This is a genomic window from Deinococcus aerolatus, assembly GCF_014647055.1.
Taxonomy (GTDB): domain Bacteria; phylum Deinococcota; class Deinococci; order Deinococcales; family Deinococcaceae; genus Deinococcus; species Deinococcus aerolatus.
Map to the genome: position 1 here is coordinate 14,987 of NZ_BMOL01000015.1, position 13,801 is coordinate 28,787.

Genomic DNA, 13,801 nt, shown 5'->3' on the forward strand with positions numbered 1-13,801 from the left:
CACGCCCCCAGGGTAGCGCGGCTCGGCGGCACCAACCGTTCAGCCCCTCTCCTTCAGGGCGGCCTCGGCCTGCGCCAGCCCCTCCGGCGTGTCCACATCCAGCAGCAGGGCGGCGGGAACATTCAGTGTCAGCGCGGCCCTGCCCTGCGCCGCGATCACCCGACGGGGCCCGTGGTCCGCGTCGGGCAGGGTCAGCAGGTGGGGCAGAAGGTGGGCCCGCAGCAGATGCGGCGGCGCACGCACGGCGCCGTCGCCCTCCCCGTAGGCCGCCATCACGACCGGGGCGTTCGTCGCCTGAAAGGCCGAGAGCAGCGCCGCGTGCTGGGCTCCCCCAACCAGCGGCATGTCCGCCAGGGCAAAGGCCGCCCCGTCCAGGCCGGGAGGCAGGTGCGCGGCAGCCACCCGGAACGACGAGGCCAGCCCCCGTTCTGGATGCGGATTGACGGCAAATGCGAACGGCAGCCCCGCCAGCGCGGCGCGGACGCCCTCGCCCACCTCGCCGGGAGGGATGACCGCCAGCAGCGGGGCATACACCCCGGCCAGCGCCTGCGCTGCGTACAGGCACAGCGGGTGCCCGCCCAGCACTGCCAGTTGTTTGGGGCGGCCCATGCGGGTGCTGCGGCCCGCCGCCAGCAGGACGCCCGCGACGCGCCGGGGTTCGGGAAGCATGCGGGCATGGTAGTCGACAGCACACCGCCGCGCACCACCTCCTGCCCACCTGTAGGGCGGTCCGTCCTTCTCGCAAGGAAGCCGGGCGGTTCGTTCATCGCCCGCGCCGCCACGTCCGCCTACAATCGGGGGGCACTGTCAATCGGGGGCACTGCCCCACCCCCTGTCTGTCCCGTCGCCTCTCAAGGAGCGTGTCCCATGAAACTCAATTACTCAGGTCAGGAACAGGTCAAAGCCGCCCCCGCCGTGGTGTGGGCCTTCGTGCAGGACCCCGAACGGGTGGCCCGCTGCCTGCCCGACGTGCAGGAAGTCGTGGTGCAGGACGCCAACCACATGGAGGCCACCGTGCAGGTGGGCGTGGGCATGGTGCGCGGCAAGTTCAAGTTCAAGATCGAGGTGCTGCCTGACCAGGACGCCGGGCGCGTGAACGTCAACGTGCGCGGCGGCGGCCTGGGCAGCGTGGTGGACCTGACGGCAGGCGCGAACGTGGTGGACAACGGCGACGGCACCACCACCCTGGACTGGACCGGCGAGGCCAGCATGCGCGGCCCGGTAGCCTCGGTGGGCGGGCGCATGCTGGATGTCCAGGCCAAGAAGCTGATCGAGAAGACCTTCGAGAACATGGGCACGGCGATGAGCGCCGCCGGCGGGACTCTGGCGTAGGGCACGGCAAAAAGAAGCGGGAGGCCAGTCTGCGCCTCCCGCTTTTCTGTTCACTGCCCGCTTTTCTGTTCACTGCTCAGTCGGCCTGCGGCAGCGCCGCCCGCCCCTGCTCCAGCAGTTGCACCGCGGTCACGACGCCGTGGGGCGACACCGCCAGCACGCGCCGTTCGGCCAGCGTCCACAGGGCGCGGTGAATGGCCATCTCGGCCTCGGCGCTGCCGCTGGGGGCCAGCCGGTCCAGCACGGCCGTGTAGCGCAGCGGTCCCGCTTCCAGGGTGCCGCCTGCCCACACGGTGGCCCCGGCCAGCAGCGTCAGGATCCGGCGCTGCTCGGCGTTCTCGGCGCGGCCCAGCAGTTCCTGACGGGCCAGGGCGCGGTGGGTGCGGGCGTCGCGTTCGCGGCGTCGCCCCTCCAGCAATGCGGCCACCTCCTGCGGCGTGCCGCCCCCCCGGCGGGCGTTGGACTCGCCGATCAGGCGTTCCAGGCTGCGGTCCGCGCCCTCGCCCACACGCAGGCGCACCGCCTCGGCCCGGTCACGCATCAGCCCGGCAGCGCCCTGCACGCGCGGATCGTTCAGGGCACTGCGGGCGGCGCGGCGGGCCGCGTCGGTCAGGGAGCCGCCCTCCTCGGCACTGGCGGCAGGTTCTTTGAGCGCACGGGTCACGCGCAGCAGGGTCTTGAAATTGGGGCGGCGGCGGGTCATGCGTCCTCCTTGGGCAGAACATCTGGGCAGATAAACAGAGGGGCGGGAGAGAACAACAACGTCTCCCCCTTATACCGGAGGCGGGCAGCAGAGAACGTCACCCAAAAGTGCCAGGGATGCATGTCAGCGCTGCAGTCACCGTCTACGGCTCAGTCCTTTTCGCCCTTGCGCGAGGCCAGGAACCGCCGCTGCGTCTCCCAGGCCCGCCGCCCAGCCTCGCCGCCCGCGTCGTCCACTCCCGCGATCTCGCGCACCTGTTCCAGCGCCCGCGTCAGTTCGCCCAGATCACGCTGGTCCTCGGCCTGGGCTTTCCAGGCGTTGACCGTGTTGGGCAGGTAGTCGGTCAGGCCCTGCCGGGCGTCATAGGAGCGGCGGGTGTCGCCACTCCTCCTTGCCTCGGCGGCCACTGTTTCCAGATGCTCCACCGTGGCAAAGACCTGTCCGGCCACGGCGGGCGGCAGCCCCCGGCACAGCGCGCGGATGTCAATCTCGGAGATGGTCTCGCCGCTGGACTGGGCGGGCAACGCGGGAACGGCAGCGGGAGCAGGAACGTCTTTGACTTCAGCGGCAGGGGAATGTGCATTGCGAACCGTCAGCATGGCGACGGCCAGGGCCAGCGCTGCCGCTATCAACACCAGAATCATAGGCAACGGCTCGTCGTCGGCGAAAATGCCGGCCACCGCGAACACAGGGATCACCAACCGGAACACCCGTCTAAAGCTCGGCAGAGTGAACAAAATAGCCAGCCCCCGCTGCGCCTGAGCCGAGATGAAATACAGCGCCGTGAGCAGAACGACGCATCCCAGCAGAACCACACTCACCACCGTCTCGCCGAAGATCAGGCTCAGGGCAAGGAGCGCAAGCAACGTACTGCCCACCTCGGTGAATGGATCGTCCCTGCGCCTGGCACGACGTGCGGCCCGGCGCTCATGTCTGTCGATGTCGTCCGCCATATGGGGGCAATTATGCGCCCTGACGCAGCGGCGCTATTCCAGCGCGTCCAGCCGCCGCCAGCCCAGCCGCAGGCTGAGCCACGCCCCCAGCACTGTTGCCACACCCAGACCGACCAGCCCCAGCACGCCCTCGGGGGTGCCCAGGGCCGACAGTCCGGGAAACAGATCGGGCCGCAGCACGCTGCCCGCCGCCGGACGTGCCAGCAGCCCCAGGCACAGCACCGAGTACGCCAGACTCAGGCCCATAAAGGCCAGCCCGCCGGGACTGACGCCGATTTCCGCCGGGTTGTCGGCGTCAAACCTGGGGGCCGCCGCGCCCAGGCCCACGCCCAGCGCGGTGATCACGAAGGCGTTGCTGACGCTGACCAGCACGCTCAGGAGCAGCAGCGTCGGCCCCAGATCCATGCTCAGGGCGCTGGCCACGCTCAGGACCAGCCCCAGCGTGAGCGTGACCGGCAGCACGCCGCAGAACTTGCTCAGCACAATCTGCCGGGCGCTGATCGGGCTGGTTCTCAGCAGCCAGTACGCCTTGGCCTCGGTGCTGACGGCGGGAAAGGCCAGCCGCACCGCCACGCCCGAGACGATGAAGCCCTGGAAGGCCAGCTGCACATAGCCCAGAATGCCCCGGAACTGCGGCACCGGAATCGGCACGGCCCGCACGCTGACCAGATACACCCCGGCCAGCGCCACCACCACGAGCAACTGGCTCCACTGGGTCGGATCGCGCAGAGTCACGCGCAGGTCCTTGTACGCGAGGCTGCCGGCGGGGCCAAGGCGGGCAAACAGGCGTTCGGCCGGGGAGGCCCGCCGGGGCGACGGGTCCAGCCGGGGCGTGCTGGAATCCAGCGCCCGCGCCCAGCCGTCCTGGTAGGCGCGGGTGGCCAGGGCGGTGGCGGCGGCCAGCAGTCCAGCGGTCAGCAGCAGCAGCGGCAGCAGCGCGGGCTCCAGCCGGCCCTGTGCCGCGCCCCAGATTCCCTGGGAAGCCCACACCGGCGGCAGGAACGGGCTCCCCGGACTGGCGAAGTTCTTCAGCAGCGTCTCAAACTGCGCCGGGTCCTGCATCTTCTGGATCAGCACCTCGGGGCGCAGGGCACGGACGGCGTAGACCAGCGCGGCGCTGATCAGCACGCCCAGGCCGGTGCTGACCTCGCGCACGCGGCCCACCGGGGCAAAGCGCATCAACCCCACCGCCAGCAGCGCGCCCAGGCCCACCGGGGCGGCAAAGGTCAGCAGGGCCGTCAACGCCATCAGCGGGTAGGCCCACGGGGGCGCGTGGAAGTACACGCCCAGGGTCAGCAGCAGCGGAAGGGTCAGGAGGGTGGGCACCAGGGCCGTGTTCAGAAACGTCTCGGTGACCTTCAGGGCAAAGACGCGCCAGGTTTTAATCGGCTGGGTCAGCAGGAAGTTCAGGTCCTCGCTGAGGTACAGCGTGGAGATGGCGGCGGTGGTGGCGCTGAAGGTCACGCCGCTCGACAGGGTGATCAGGCCGATTTCCAGCACGCGGGCGAAGACATTGGTGCCGATGCTGCCGAAGGTCCCCAGGAAACTCAGCGCCCGCCAGGTGCCGTAGACCTCGCCCCAGACCAGCAGCACGGCCAGCACCGCGATGAAGGCGTAGCCCCATTTCGGCCCCCGCCTGAGCGTGTGGCGCAGGGCAGTCAGCTTGAGGTTCAGCAGGCTGGGCGGGCGCAGACGCTGGGCTGTGGGGGCGGGGCGGGTGGTCATGCAGTCCAGGGCATGACCACGGTCAAGCCAGCCAGGGTTTGCCTCATCCCGCCACCCCTTCCCGCCGCTGCCGCGCCACCTCCTGCTCCTCCTCGACCAGGCGGAAGAAGATGCGTTCCAGGCTGTCGCCGTGCACGCCCCCGGCCTCGGTGCCGGTGCGGGCGCGCAACTGGTCCATCGTGCCCTCGCCCAGCACGCGCCCCCGGTCCAGCACCACCAGCCGGTCACACACGGCCTCGGCCAGCGGCAGGCTGTGTGTGGTCAGCAGCACGGTGCGGCCCCGGTCGGCGTGGGCGCGCAGCAGTTCGCGCACCTGTCGGGCGGCGTGGGGGTCCAGGCCCACCATTGGCTCATCCACGATCAGCACGCCGGGATCGGGCAGCATGGCCGAGATGATCGCCACCTTCTGCCTCATCCCATGTGAGAACGTCTCGATGGGCTCGTTGCCGAAGTCTTCCAGCCGGAACAGGGCCAGCCAGCGGTCGATCTCGGCGTCGGCCCCGTCAACTGTGTACAGCTGCCCCACGAAGCGCAGCAACTCTCGGGCGGTCAGCTTGCCGTACAGGTACGGACGGTCCGGGATGTAGCCGAAGGCAGCCTTGGCCTTCAGCGGGTCTTTCCACACGTCATAGCCGGCCACGCGCACGGTACCGGAGGTGGGGCGGGTCAGACCCACCAGGGCGCGGATGGTGGTGGTCTTCCCCGCCCCGTTGCTGCCCAGCAGGCCGAACACGGCCCCCGGCGGCACCGTGAAGCTGAGGTCCTGCACCGCCTGATGCGCGCCGTAGCGCTTGCTGTAATGGCTGACCTCGATCATCTGGGCCCGATCATGAACCGGAGTGTAGGGGGGCCGGAATGACAGGAGCCTGACGCGGCTTCAGGTCACGGCTTCGGGTTCGCTGCCGCCGTCCCGGTATGCCAGATCGCCGGTCAGCCGCGTGACCAGGGTTTCCAGCGCCGCCTGCCGTGATCTCGCGTCGGTGGCCACGAGAACGGCATTCAACCCCTGCGCCAGCTCCGGACTTCTGCCGGCGAGGTCGGCAGGCCAGCGTTCGTGCTTGACCTCCCACCAGCCGTTGACGGCGTACAGCTGATCCACAGCGCTGCTGACCGTCGACAGGGCCACCAGCGCATGAACCGGCTCGTCCAGAACGCCCCGGCCGTCCATCACCTCCTCGATCAGGTTGAAGCGTTGGGCTTCCGTCAGGGGCCTGGGCTTCGGCCCCGCCGCGTAAAGCGCATGCGCCTCGGCCATCAGCGCGTCCAGCTCGGGATGGGGCAGGACGGCACGGCCCTGCGCGAACATCGTGACCGTCGCGGCGTCCTCCTCGGCAAACATCGCGCGGACCTGGCGAACGGGGTTGTGGAAGACCTCCACCGGCACGCCGTCCACCGTGAAGTTGCTGCGCCAGCGGTGTTCGCCGGTCACCAGAGCGTGGAAGTCCAGATCGCTGTGCGGCGTGGCCTCCCCAAGCGCCGCCGAACCGCACCACAGCGCGGCGTAGACCCCCGGCGTGGCGGCGACGCGCGCCAGTGCCACAGGCAGGGCAGCTTCCAGACGGGATTGATGGGCGGAGCGCTGGGCCTTCACCCAGGAAGTCTAGGACACCATTGTGCCGGTCCCACCCGGCAGTCCGGCCTGGACCTCGCCGTGCCATTCCAGCCGCAGGGCCTGTCCCTTCAGCCAGTGGCTCAGGGAATAGCGGGCGCGGGCCAGCCCGGATACGGTCTGGTGCGCCACCTCAATGGCCTGTTGCAGGTCCTCGGAGGTCAGAAAGCCCGCTTCCCAGGCGGCCAGCAGTTCGTCGGTGTCGGCGATTTCCGCTCCCAGACCGTCGTGCAGCACGATGTCCAGGTACAGGTCGCGCACGGTCCAGACGGCGCCCTCCCGGCTGATCTGGGCCACGTCAATGTAGAAGTCGTGTTCACGGTGGCCGTGAAAACTGTAATGGCAGACCACCAGATTCAGGGCGGGCAACAGATGCGCCTGCCAGTGGCGGATACGCGGATGGCCCACAAAATCGCGGGCCACAAACAGGCCCACAGGGGTTTCCCGGTACGTTCTGACCGCACGGCGCCCGGTATTGGTGTGGTGACAGTTGGTTGCCGTGTCGTGCCGTTCCACCTTCACCGGATGCGCGTCAGCAAGCATGGTCCAGCGTAGCCGCCCCCCACAGGAGCCGGCGCGGAGGAATCTAACATCCCGGTCAAGAATGGAGACTTAATGAAGCTACAGGACCGGCAGGGCGTCCAGCAGTCCGAAGTCGTGCGGCACAAACAGGCTGCCCTCGGTGGTGCCGCCCTCCGCCAGCCGTGACAGGCTCGACTCCAGTTCGGCGGCGCGAACCTCGCCGTTCAGGAAGGCGCGGTGGGCACCGATCACCTCGCGCACCTGCTGCGGCGACTCGTGAACGAATTCCAGGCGCAGGTGACGCAGGCCCGCCTCCAGCCAGCCGGTCAGGTGCGCGGCGGCCACCTGCGGGCGGCCCTCGAACACCGTGTTGCGGCAGCCCACGTCGGCCATGACCGGGTGGCTGCGCCCACGCTCGTCGCGCAGGGCCACGCGGTGTGTTTCGCACGGGTGACCGCAGTTGGTGTAATCGGTGCCGTCTGACAGGAAACGGCAGAACACGCAGTGCTCGGTGTGGAAGACCGGCAGGTGGCCGTAGGCGATGACCTCCAGCCGCTCCGGCCCTACCAGCCCGGCCAGTTCCGTGATCTGCTGCGCGTTCAGGTCATGCGTGGGGGTCAGCCGGTCCAGGCCCAGTTCCAGCAGGGCGCGGGCGGTCAGGACGTTGGCGGCGTTCAGCGAGAAGTCTCCGGTCAACCGGGTGTCCCCGGTTCCTTGCAGGCCTTCGAGCAGCCCGCCGCTGCGCACCAGAATCCCGGCGTCCAGCGACAGCAGGAACTTCTGCAGGTTCTGCTCGGTGGGCTTGAGGATGCGCGGGCTCGCCACCCGCACCTCAATGCCGGCGGCCCTGACCCGCTCCACGCTGGGCTTGAGGCCGTACAGTTCCAGGTAATCCAGCGTGATGGAGTCCGGCGCCTGCTCCAGCGCCGCGTCCAGCTGCTCGGGCGTGCGGACCAGGACGTGCAGGCGCGGTTCTGCCGGCCCACCCCCTGCCGGGAGACGGGACGGCTCCGCCGCGAGGCCGCCCAGCACCTCACCGATCCGCCGCGCCGGGGCCTGCGCCCGCAAGGCCGTGAGGCCGTCCACCACCTCGCGCCGCAGGCCGTTCAGGGCGCTGACCGGCAGAAAGCCCTCGCCGCGCAGGCTCACGTCCAGGGCCGACAGATGGTAGCCGGTGCCGCCCAGCTTGCCCAGCTGTTCACGCAGGTTTGCCTCGTCCAGCGCCCGGTTGCGGGCGGGCGACAGCGGCTCCGGCAGGCGGGCGGTAAAGCTGCGGCCCGCCTCGTCGGTCAGGGTCAGCTGCGGGGGCTGCCCGACGTGGCCCACGAACTGCGCGCTGACCGGGCGGGTATACACCGGATCGCCCGCCTCGATCAGCGGTTTGACGCGGGCGTTCAGGCTGGGGTCGTGGGTGCGCCACACCGGATCGCCCACGCGCACGCGTGAGCCGTCCACCGCGCCGCGCCCGAAACGCAGTTCATAGACGCCGCCAGAACGCACGTCCCCTGCCTGCTGGCCGTCCTGCCACAGCCCGTACAGGAAGCCGCCCTCCTCGCGGCCCTCCGGGGCACGCCAGTTGGCGGGATCGAAGACCAGACCGTCGCCGGGTTTGAGCGGCTCCGAGAGTTCAGCCAGCACGCCGCGCTCGGTCACGCCGCGCACGGTGCCCACCCGCACGCCGCGGTGCCTGGGCGCCCGCCCGCGCACCACCGTCTGGTGGTTGGTGCCGGCCATGAAGTGCGGGGCCAGGCCGCGCGAGTACACCTGTTCCAGATCCTGTTCCTGCTGCGGCGTGATGGTCAGCGGCAGGCCCGCCCACGCCTCGTCCACAGCCTGCCGGTATGCGGCGGTGGTCAGGGCCACGAACTCGGCGTCCTTGTAGCGGCCCTCGATCTTCAGGCAGTTCACGCCGATCCGCACCAGTTCCGGCACCTGATGCAGCGCGTACAGGTCGCCCGGCGACAGCAGGTAGCGGGCGTCGCCCAGATCGCGCTGCTCGCCGTCCACCAGCAGGTCATACGGCAGGCGGCAGGCCTGGGCGCACTGGCCCCGGTTGGCGCTGCGACCTCCCCACGCCTCGGAGGAAAAGCACTGGCCGGAATAGGATACGCACAGCGCCCCGTGAACGAAGGTTTCCAGCTCCACGTCGGTCTGTGCGGCAATGCGCTCGATGTCGCGCAGGCTCAGCTCACGGCCCAGCACCACCCGGCTGGCTCCGAACCGGCGGGCGTGCTCGGCCCCCTCGGCGCTGGTGATGCTCATCTGGGTGGAGCCGTGGATGGGCAGGTCCGGGCAGATCTGCCGGGCCAGCCGCGCCACGCCGTGGTCCTGCACGATCAGGGCGTCCACCCCGGCCTCGGCCAGCGCCATCAGCTGGCGTTCGGCGTCGCGCAGCTCACGGTCAAAGACCAGCACGTTAAACGTCACGAAACCCTGCACCCCGCGCGCGTGCAGACCGCGCATGATCTCGGGCAGCGCCTCGGCGTCGAAGCCCACCTTGGCCCGCGCGTGAAAGCCTGCGCCGTCCGCCCGGCCCCGTATGGCCTGATCTGGCCCGCGCTCCGGGTTGACGCCAAAGAACACGGCGTCGGCCCCGGCCTCCACCGCTGCCTTCAGCTGGGGAAAGCCTCCCACTGGACTCATCACTTCAGGCTTGATACGGGGACGCAACATAACAGGGCAGTGTAGGCCGCGCAGGAAGGGCCAAATGTGGTGAGGAGCCAGGCGGACGGCGCAGCCCGTCTGCGCCTGTGCCAGCAAAGCCACACCCTTATACTGCGGAGCATGGTGCCTCCAGACGGCAGACAGGACGCGCGGCACCGGTCTGACACGTTTTCCCCGGCTATATCCATGACACCGTCGGCGGCCTCGAACCGGGCGCTGCGGCGGGTGTACCTGCTGATGCTGGGAATCGTGATCCTTGCTCTGACCATGTCCACCGCCGCACGGCAGCAGGCGGGTATTCCGGAGTTTTTCGTTCAGGTCGTGACGCCCCCCCTGATTGTGGTGTTCGGGGCCGTTATGGTCTGGCTGCTGCTGGGCCGCGCGCTGCGCGTCGCCGAAACCGTCATGGTCTGGGCTGCGGGCCTGGCATCACTGGCCAACGTGACAGCTTTCTCAGTGACGCAGCAGCCGCCCACGTATTACCTCAATTCGGGGCCGTACCTGAGCATACTGGTGGCCTTTACCTTTTTGCTGCTGATTCACACCCGTCCCCGCACTGGACATCTGGCCCTGGGGCTGCTGGCCGTGTCGCTGGCACTGCCCTGGATCTTTCAAAACGAATCCGTGACCGGCCACCCACTGGACCTGTTGCGACTACAGGTCAACATCACGGCCACCGCCGTCATGATCTACCTGCTGTCGTGGTACCGCACCCAGCACCTGTCCTCGTTGCAGCGTCAGCAGCTGCTGGCGGCCCTGGCATATTCGGACCCGCTCACGGGCCTGCCCAACCGGCGGGGCCTGATGGTGGAGGCCGCCGGGCACAGCGGGCAACAGGACCAGCCGGACGCGCTACTGCTGGTAGACATCGATCATTTCAAGGTGATCAACGACCGCCACGGCCACGCGGTTGGGGACGAGGTGCTGATCCTGGCCGCCGCACTCCTGGCGCGGGTCACGGGCCGCCAGGGCACCGTGGGCCGCTGGGGCGGCGACGAGTTCCTGGTCCTGCTGCCCGGCATGGACGCGGCGGCCGCCCAGGGCCACGCCGAGAGGCTGGTCCGCACCTTTCAGGAGCAGCCCTGGCCGCACGGCCTGAACATCACGGTCAGCGTGGGGGGCGCCCAGCTCCAGACCCCCGGCACCCACGACGCCGATCTGGCGCGGGCCGACGCCGCCCTGTACCACGCCAAGGCACTGGGGCGTAACCGCAGCGCCGTCTTCGACCAGCTCGACGAGCAGACTAGGCAGCAGCTGCTGGACGGTGCTCGCTCCGCCCCTGACCTGCGCCCCGCCTGAAGCGCTGGGCTGCGCCCCCGACCGCCCGCTAGACTGGCCTATATCCTCGCGGCGGCCCCCGGCCCCCATGCATCCCGTGACCTGCTCCGCCGCACCCCCGACGTCCTTTCCGCCGTTCGAGTCCGCCTTTCAAGGAGGCCCACCATGTCCGCCGACGCCGATCCGCACGCCCAGCCTCAAGCCACGCCGGCCACCGAAGCCACTGACGCCGAGGTGCTGGACATCATGCAGTCGGCCTTCGAGGCGGCGCGCAACGGGGACGCCGGGTTTCTGAACACCTGGCTGGGGCGCGGCCTGCCGCCCAACCTTCAGAACACACGCGGCGACACGCTGCTGATGCTGGCCGCATACCACAGCCACATCGGCGCTGTCCGCACCCTGCTGGACCACGGGGCCGATCCCGACATTCTGAACGATCAGGGGCAGACCCCGCTGATGGGCGCGGCCTTCCGGGGCGATCAGGCCACCGCCGAACTGCTCGTCGAGCGCGGCGCGGGGCTGGACGTGGCCGCACCCGGCGGCAGGACAGCCCTGATGATGGCCGCGATGTTTGGCCGCATGGACATGTTGAACTGGCTGCTGGAGCTAGGCGCCGATCCCAGAGTACGCGACGGGGGCGGGGCCAGCGCCGCCGACGCGGCCCGCGTGATGGGCGCGGCAGACACGGCGGCGCGGCTGGACGCCGTGATGGCAGCCCGTGGGGACGGCACTCCTGCAGAGTGAACTGCCCGCCAGCCCGCCACGTTGACTAGTTTCCAGATTGAAATGTGGCCCACGCGACCGCTAGACTTGCCCGCATGTTCGTGGCCCCCACCAACAACAGCGACAACGATCCCCGCTAGGGGACGCCTGATGCCGCCGCGCCCCCGACCTCCTCGCCGGAGTCGGGGGCTTTTTTGAGTCCGCCCACACAGGAGATTCCATGACCACCGAACCCCAGCCCGCTGCAACAACACAGAAACTCCCCCGCACCCTGACCCGTGACCTCGCGCAGCACGACGGGCAGACCGTGCGCCTTCAGGGCTTCGTTCATGCCCGGCGCGACCTGGGCGGCGTGCAGTTCGTGGTGCTGCGCGACGTGTCCGGCATTACCCAGTGCGTGGGCAGCAGCCTGAGCCTTCCCCTGCCCGAGAGCAGCGTCGAGGTGGTGGGCCGGGTCAAGGCGCATCCCAAGGCGCCGGGGGGGTTTGAGGTGCAGGTCACGGACTTCCGCGTGGTCAGCGCCGCCGTGGAGGCGCCGCCGCTGGAAATTCCCAAGATGGAATGGAACGTCAACCCCGAGACCATGCTGGACTACCGCTACGTCTCGCTGCGCGGGCTGCGCGAGCGGGCGGCCCTGAAGGTGCAGGGCGAGATCGTGTACGGGTTTCACACCTACCTGCGCGAACACGGTTTTACCGAGATCAGCACGCCCAAGATCGTCTCTGCAGGCGCGGAGGGCGGCGCGAACCTGTTCAAGCTGGACTACTTCGGCGAGCAGGCGTACCTGGCCCAGAGCCCGCAGCTATACAAGCAGATCATGGTGGGCGTCTTCGAGCGCGTCTATGAGGTGGCCGCCGTCTACCGCGCCGAGGAACACGCCACCAGCCGCCACCTGAACGAGTACCTGTCGCTGGATGTGGAAATGGGCTTTATCGACAGCGAGGACGACGTGATGGCCCTGCAAAACGGGCTGCTGGCGGCCATCATGGAACGGCTGCGCGAGACCTGCGCCGCCGAGTTCACGCTGCTGGGGGCGACGATCCCCGACGTTCCGGCGCACATTCCGCGTATTCCGCTGATGGAAGCCCGCGCACTGGTGACCGAGAAGTACGGTCATCAGGTCGGCGGCAAGGACCTGGACCCGGAGGCCGAACGCCTGCTCTCTCAGCACTTCACCGAAACCGAGGGCAGCGACTTTGTGTTCGTGACCAAGTACCCACGCGCTGCCCGGCCCTTCTACACGCACGCCGACCACAACGCGGACGGCAGCCTGAACCCGGACCTCACGCGCGGCTATGACCTGCTGTTCCGGGGCATCGAGATCACCTCCGGCGGGCAGCGCATCCACGACCACGCCATGCTAATGGACTCGATCCGCGCCTACCGGATGAATCCCGAAGCCATGACCGGCTACTCCGAGGTGTTCAAGTTCGGTATGCCCCCGCACGGCGGCTTCGCCATCGGAGCCGAGCGGCTGACCGCCAAGCTGCTGGGCATCGCCAACGTGCGCTATGCCCGCGCCTTCCCGCGTGACCGCCACCGCCTGACGCCCTGAATGCCTGAAAGCCCAGCCCCACCAGGGAAGGGGGCTGGGCCGTTCAGGCTCTTTTCAAGACAGAAAGCGGGGCAGAGACCCGCCAGAATCTGGCCCGTCTCTGCCCCACCCCTCAGCCCTCAGGCTTTATTCGTGCTCGTGCATGTCCGGGGTATGGGCGTGGCCGTGCTCCAGTTCCTCGGCAGTGGCGTCGCGCACGTCTACCACGGTCACGTCGAAGTTCAGGACCATGCCGGCCAGCGGGGGGTTGAAGTCCACCTTCACGGTGTCACCGTTCACGTCCATCACCGTGAAGGGAATCACGCTGCCGTCCTCGGCCTGGGCGTAGTAGGTCTCGCCGATCTCGATGTCGTCCTCGAAATCCTCGCGGGCCAGTTCCTCGGTGTTGGTCTCGTCGCGCTCGCCGTACCCGTCTTCCGGCTGCACGGTGACCTGCATGCGCTCGCCGGCGGCCTTGCCTTCCAGCGCCTTTTCCAGCCCCGGAATGATGTTGCTATGGCCGTGCAGGTAGGTCAGCGGCTCGCCGGGTTCACTCTGGTCCACGATCTCGCCGTTCACGGTCAGCGTGTACTCGAGGTCGACGACCTTGTCCTGGGCAATCTGGTTTGGTGCAGTGTTCATAGGGCCTCCATATCTCGCCCGGCGGCGGATGCCAGCATATCGGGACGAGTTTTCTCGCCTGAGAAGTGTAACGCTTTGGGCTGCGCGGTGCGTCCCGCGCAGGGGTCGCCTGCCGC

General features: G+C 69.1%; 13 protein-coding genes. 4 read left to right on the top strand and 9 right to left on the bottom strand.

Going from position 1 to position 13,801, the window contains the following annotated elements:
• Positions 1–39: 39 nt before the first annotated feature.
• Positions 40–669, bottom strand: a complete 630-nt coding sequence (locus tag IEY31_RS14080; protein WP_188973078.1) for a nucleotidyltransferase family protein — start codon at positions 667–669, stop codon at positions 40–42.
• Between the two features lie 198 nt (positions 670–867).
• On the opposite strand from IEY31_RS14080, the gene IEY31_RS14085 reads away from it, so the two are divergent.
• On the top strand, positions 868–1,332 hold the full coding sequence (locus IEY31_RS14085; RefSeq protein WP_188973080.1) for an SRPBCC family protein: 465 nt from the start codon (positions 868–870) through the stop codon (positions 1,330–1,332).
• A 76-nt stretch (positions 1,333–1,408) separates the two neighbouring features.
• Here the strand turns inward: IEY31_RS14085 and IEY31_RS14090 are convergent, their stop codons facing one another.
• The 7 genes from IEY31_RS14090 to IEY31_RS14120 all read right to left on the bottom strand — a co-directional run bounded on the left by IEY31_RS14090 (position 1,409) and on the right by IEY31_RS14120 (position 9,517).
• Entirely contained in the window at positions 1,409–2,035 is a 627-nt protein-coding gene (locus IEY31_RS14090) for a hypothetical protein (RefSeq protein WP_188973082.1), read from the bottom strand.
• Positions 2,036–2,184: 149 nt separating this feature from the next.
• On the bottom strand, positions 2,185–2,988 hold the full coding sequence (locus IEY31_RS14095) for a hypothetical protein (protein ID WP_188973084.1): 804 nt from the start codon (positions 2,986–2,988) through the stop codon (positions 2,185–2,187).
• 33 nt (positions 2,989–3,021) lie between these two features.
• Positions 3,022–4,713, bottom strand: a complete 1,692-nt coding sequence (locus IEY31_RS14100; RefSeq protein WP_188973086.1) for a putative ABC transporter permease subunit — start codon at positions 4,711–4,713, stop codon at positions 3,022–3,024.
• 43 nt (positions 4,714–4,756) lie between these two features.
• Complete coding sequence (locus IEY31_RS14105) at positions 4,757–5,530, bottom strand: ABC transporter ATP-binding protein (RefSeq protein ID WP_188973088.1); 774 nt, start codon at positions 5,528–5,530, stop codon at positions 4,757–4,759.
• A gap of 60 nt (positions 5,531–5,590) precedes the next feature.
• Positions 5,591–6,304 carry a hypothetical protein gene (locus IEY31_RS18755; RefSeq protein WP_229723640.1) on the bottom strand — a complete coding sequence of 238 codons (714 nt, stop codon included), beginning with the start codon at positions 6,302–6,304 and terminating at the stop codon, positions 5,591–5,593.
• 9 nt (positions 6,305–6,313) lie between these two features.
• Positions 6,314–6,865: a DUF402 domain-containing protein gene (locus tag IEY31_RS14115; RefSeq protein WP_188973090.1), complete on the bottom strand. Its 552-nt coding sequence runs from the start codon at positions 6,863–6,865 to the stop codon at positions 6,314–6,316.
• Between the two features lie 78 nt (positions 6,866–6,943).
• A complete protein-coding gene (locus IEY31_RS14120) occupies positions 6,944–9,517 on the bottom strand; it encodes a U32 family peptidase (RefSeq protein ID WP_188973092.1) in 2,574 nt (857 codons plus the stop codon).
• Positions 9,518–9,628: 111 nt separating this feature from the next.
• Here IEY31_RS14120 and IEY31_RS14125 point away from each other — a divergent pair, with 111 nt between their 5' ends.
• The 3 genes from IEY31_RS14125 (at position 9,629) to aspS (ending at position 13,064) form a co-directional block, all read left to right on the top strand.
• The gene (locus IEY31_RS14125) at positions 9,629–10,807 is read left to right on the top strand and encodes a GGDEF domain-containing protein (protein WP_188973094.1); all 1,179 of its coding nucleotides are present in this window, start codon (positions 9,629–9,631) and stop codon (positions 10,805–10,807) included.
• A gap of 144 nt (positions 10,808–10,951) precedes the next feature.
• Complete coding sequence (locus tag IEY31_RS14130; protein WP_229723642.1) at positions 10,952–11,530, top strand: ankyrin repeat domain-containing protein; 579 nt, start codon at positions 10,952–10,954, stop codon at positions 11,528–11,530.
• 199 nt (positions 11,531–11,729) lie between these two features.
• On the top strand, positions 11,730–13,064 hold the full coding sequence (gene aspS / locus IEY31_RS14135) for an aspartate--tRNA(Asn) ligase (RefSeq protein ID WP_188973096.1): 1,335 nt from the start codon (positions 11,730–11,732) through the stop codon (positions 13,062–13,064).
• A 126-nt stretch (positions 13,065–13,190) separates the two neighbouring features.
• Here aspS and IEY31_RS14140 read toward each other — a convergent pair whose 3' ends face one another.
• Entirely contained in the window at positions 13,191–13,685 is a 495-nt protein-coding gene (locus IEY31_RS14140; protein ID WP_188973098.1) for an FKBP-type peptidyl-prolyl cis-trans isomerase, read from the bottom strand.
• Positions 13,686–13,801 lie beyond the last annotated feature (116 nt).

What these genes read in the sequence shown, in the direction of transcription:
- IEY31_RS14080 (WP_188973078.1), bottom strand. Translation starts at nt 669, where the DNA reads ATGCTTCCCGAACCCCGGCGCGTCGCGGGCGTCCTGCTGGCGGCGGGC.
- IEY31_RS14085 (WP_188973080.1), top strand. Translation starts at nt 868, where the DNA reads ATGAAACTCAATTACTCAGGTCAGGAACAGGTCAAAGCCGCCCCCGCC.
- IEY31_RS14090 (WP_188973082.1), bottom strand. Translation starts at nt 2,035, where the DNA reads ATGACCCGCCGCCGCCCCAATTTCAAGACCCTGCTGCGCGTGACCCGT.
- IEY31_RS14095 (WP_188973084.1), bottom strand. Translation starts at nt 2,988, where the DNA reads ATGGCGGACGACATCGACAGACATGAGCGCCGGGCCGCACGTCGTGCC.
- IEY31_RS14100 (WP_188973086.1), bottom strand. Translation starts at nt 4,713, where the DNA reads ATGACCACCCGCCCCGCCCCCACAGCCCAGCGTCTGCGCCCGCCCAGC.
- IEY31_RS14105 (WP_188973088.1), bottom strand. Translation starts at nt 5,530, where the DNA reads ATGATCGAGGTCAGCCATTACAGCAAGCGCTACGGCGCGCATCAGGCG.
- IEY31_RS14115 (WP_188973090.1), bottom strand. Translation starts at nt 6,865, where the DNA reads ATGCTTGCTGACGCGCATCCGGTGAAGGTGGAACGGCACGACACGGCA.
- IEY31_RS14120 (WP_188973092.1), bottom strand. Translation starts at nt 9,517, where the DNA reads ATGTTGCGTCCCCGTATCAAGCCTGAAGTGATGAGTCCAGTGGGAGGC.
- IEY31_RS14125 (WP_188973094.1), top strand. Translation starts at nt 9,629, where the DNA reads ATGGTGCCTCCAGACGGCAGACAGGACGCGCGGCACCGGTCTGACACG.
- IEY31_RS14130 (WP_229723642.1), top strand. Translation starts at nt 10,952, where the DNA reads ATGTCCGCCGACGCCGATCCGCACGCCCAGCCTCAAGCCACGCCGGCC.
- aspS (WP_188973096.1), top strand. Translation starts at nt 11,730, where the DNA reads ATGACCACCGAACCCCAGCCCGCTGCAACAACACAGAAACTCCCCCGC.
- IEY31_RS14140 (WP_188973098.1), bottom strand. Translation starts at nt 13,685, where the DNA reads ATGAACACTGCACCAAACCAGATTGCCCAGGACAAGGTCGTCGACCTC.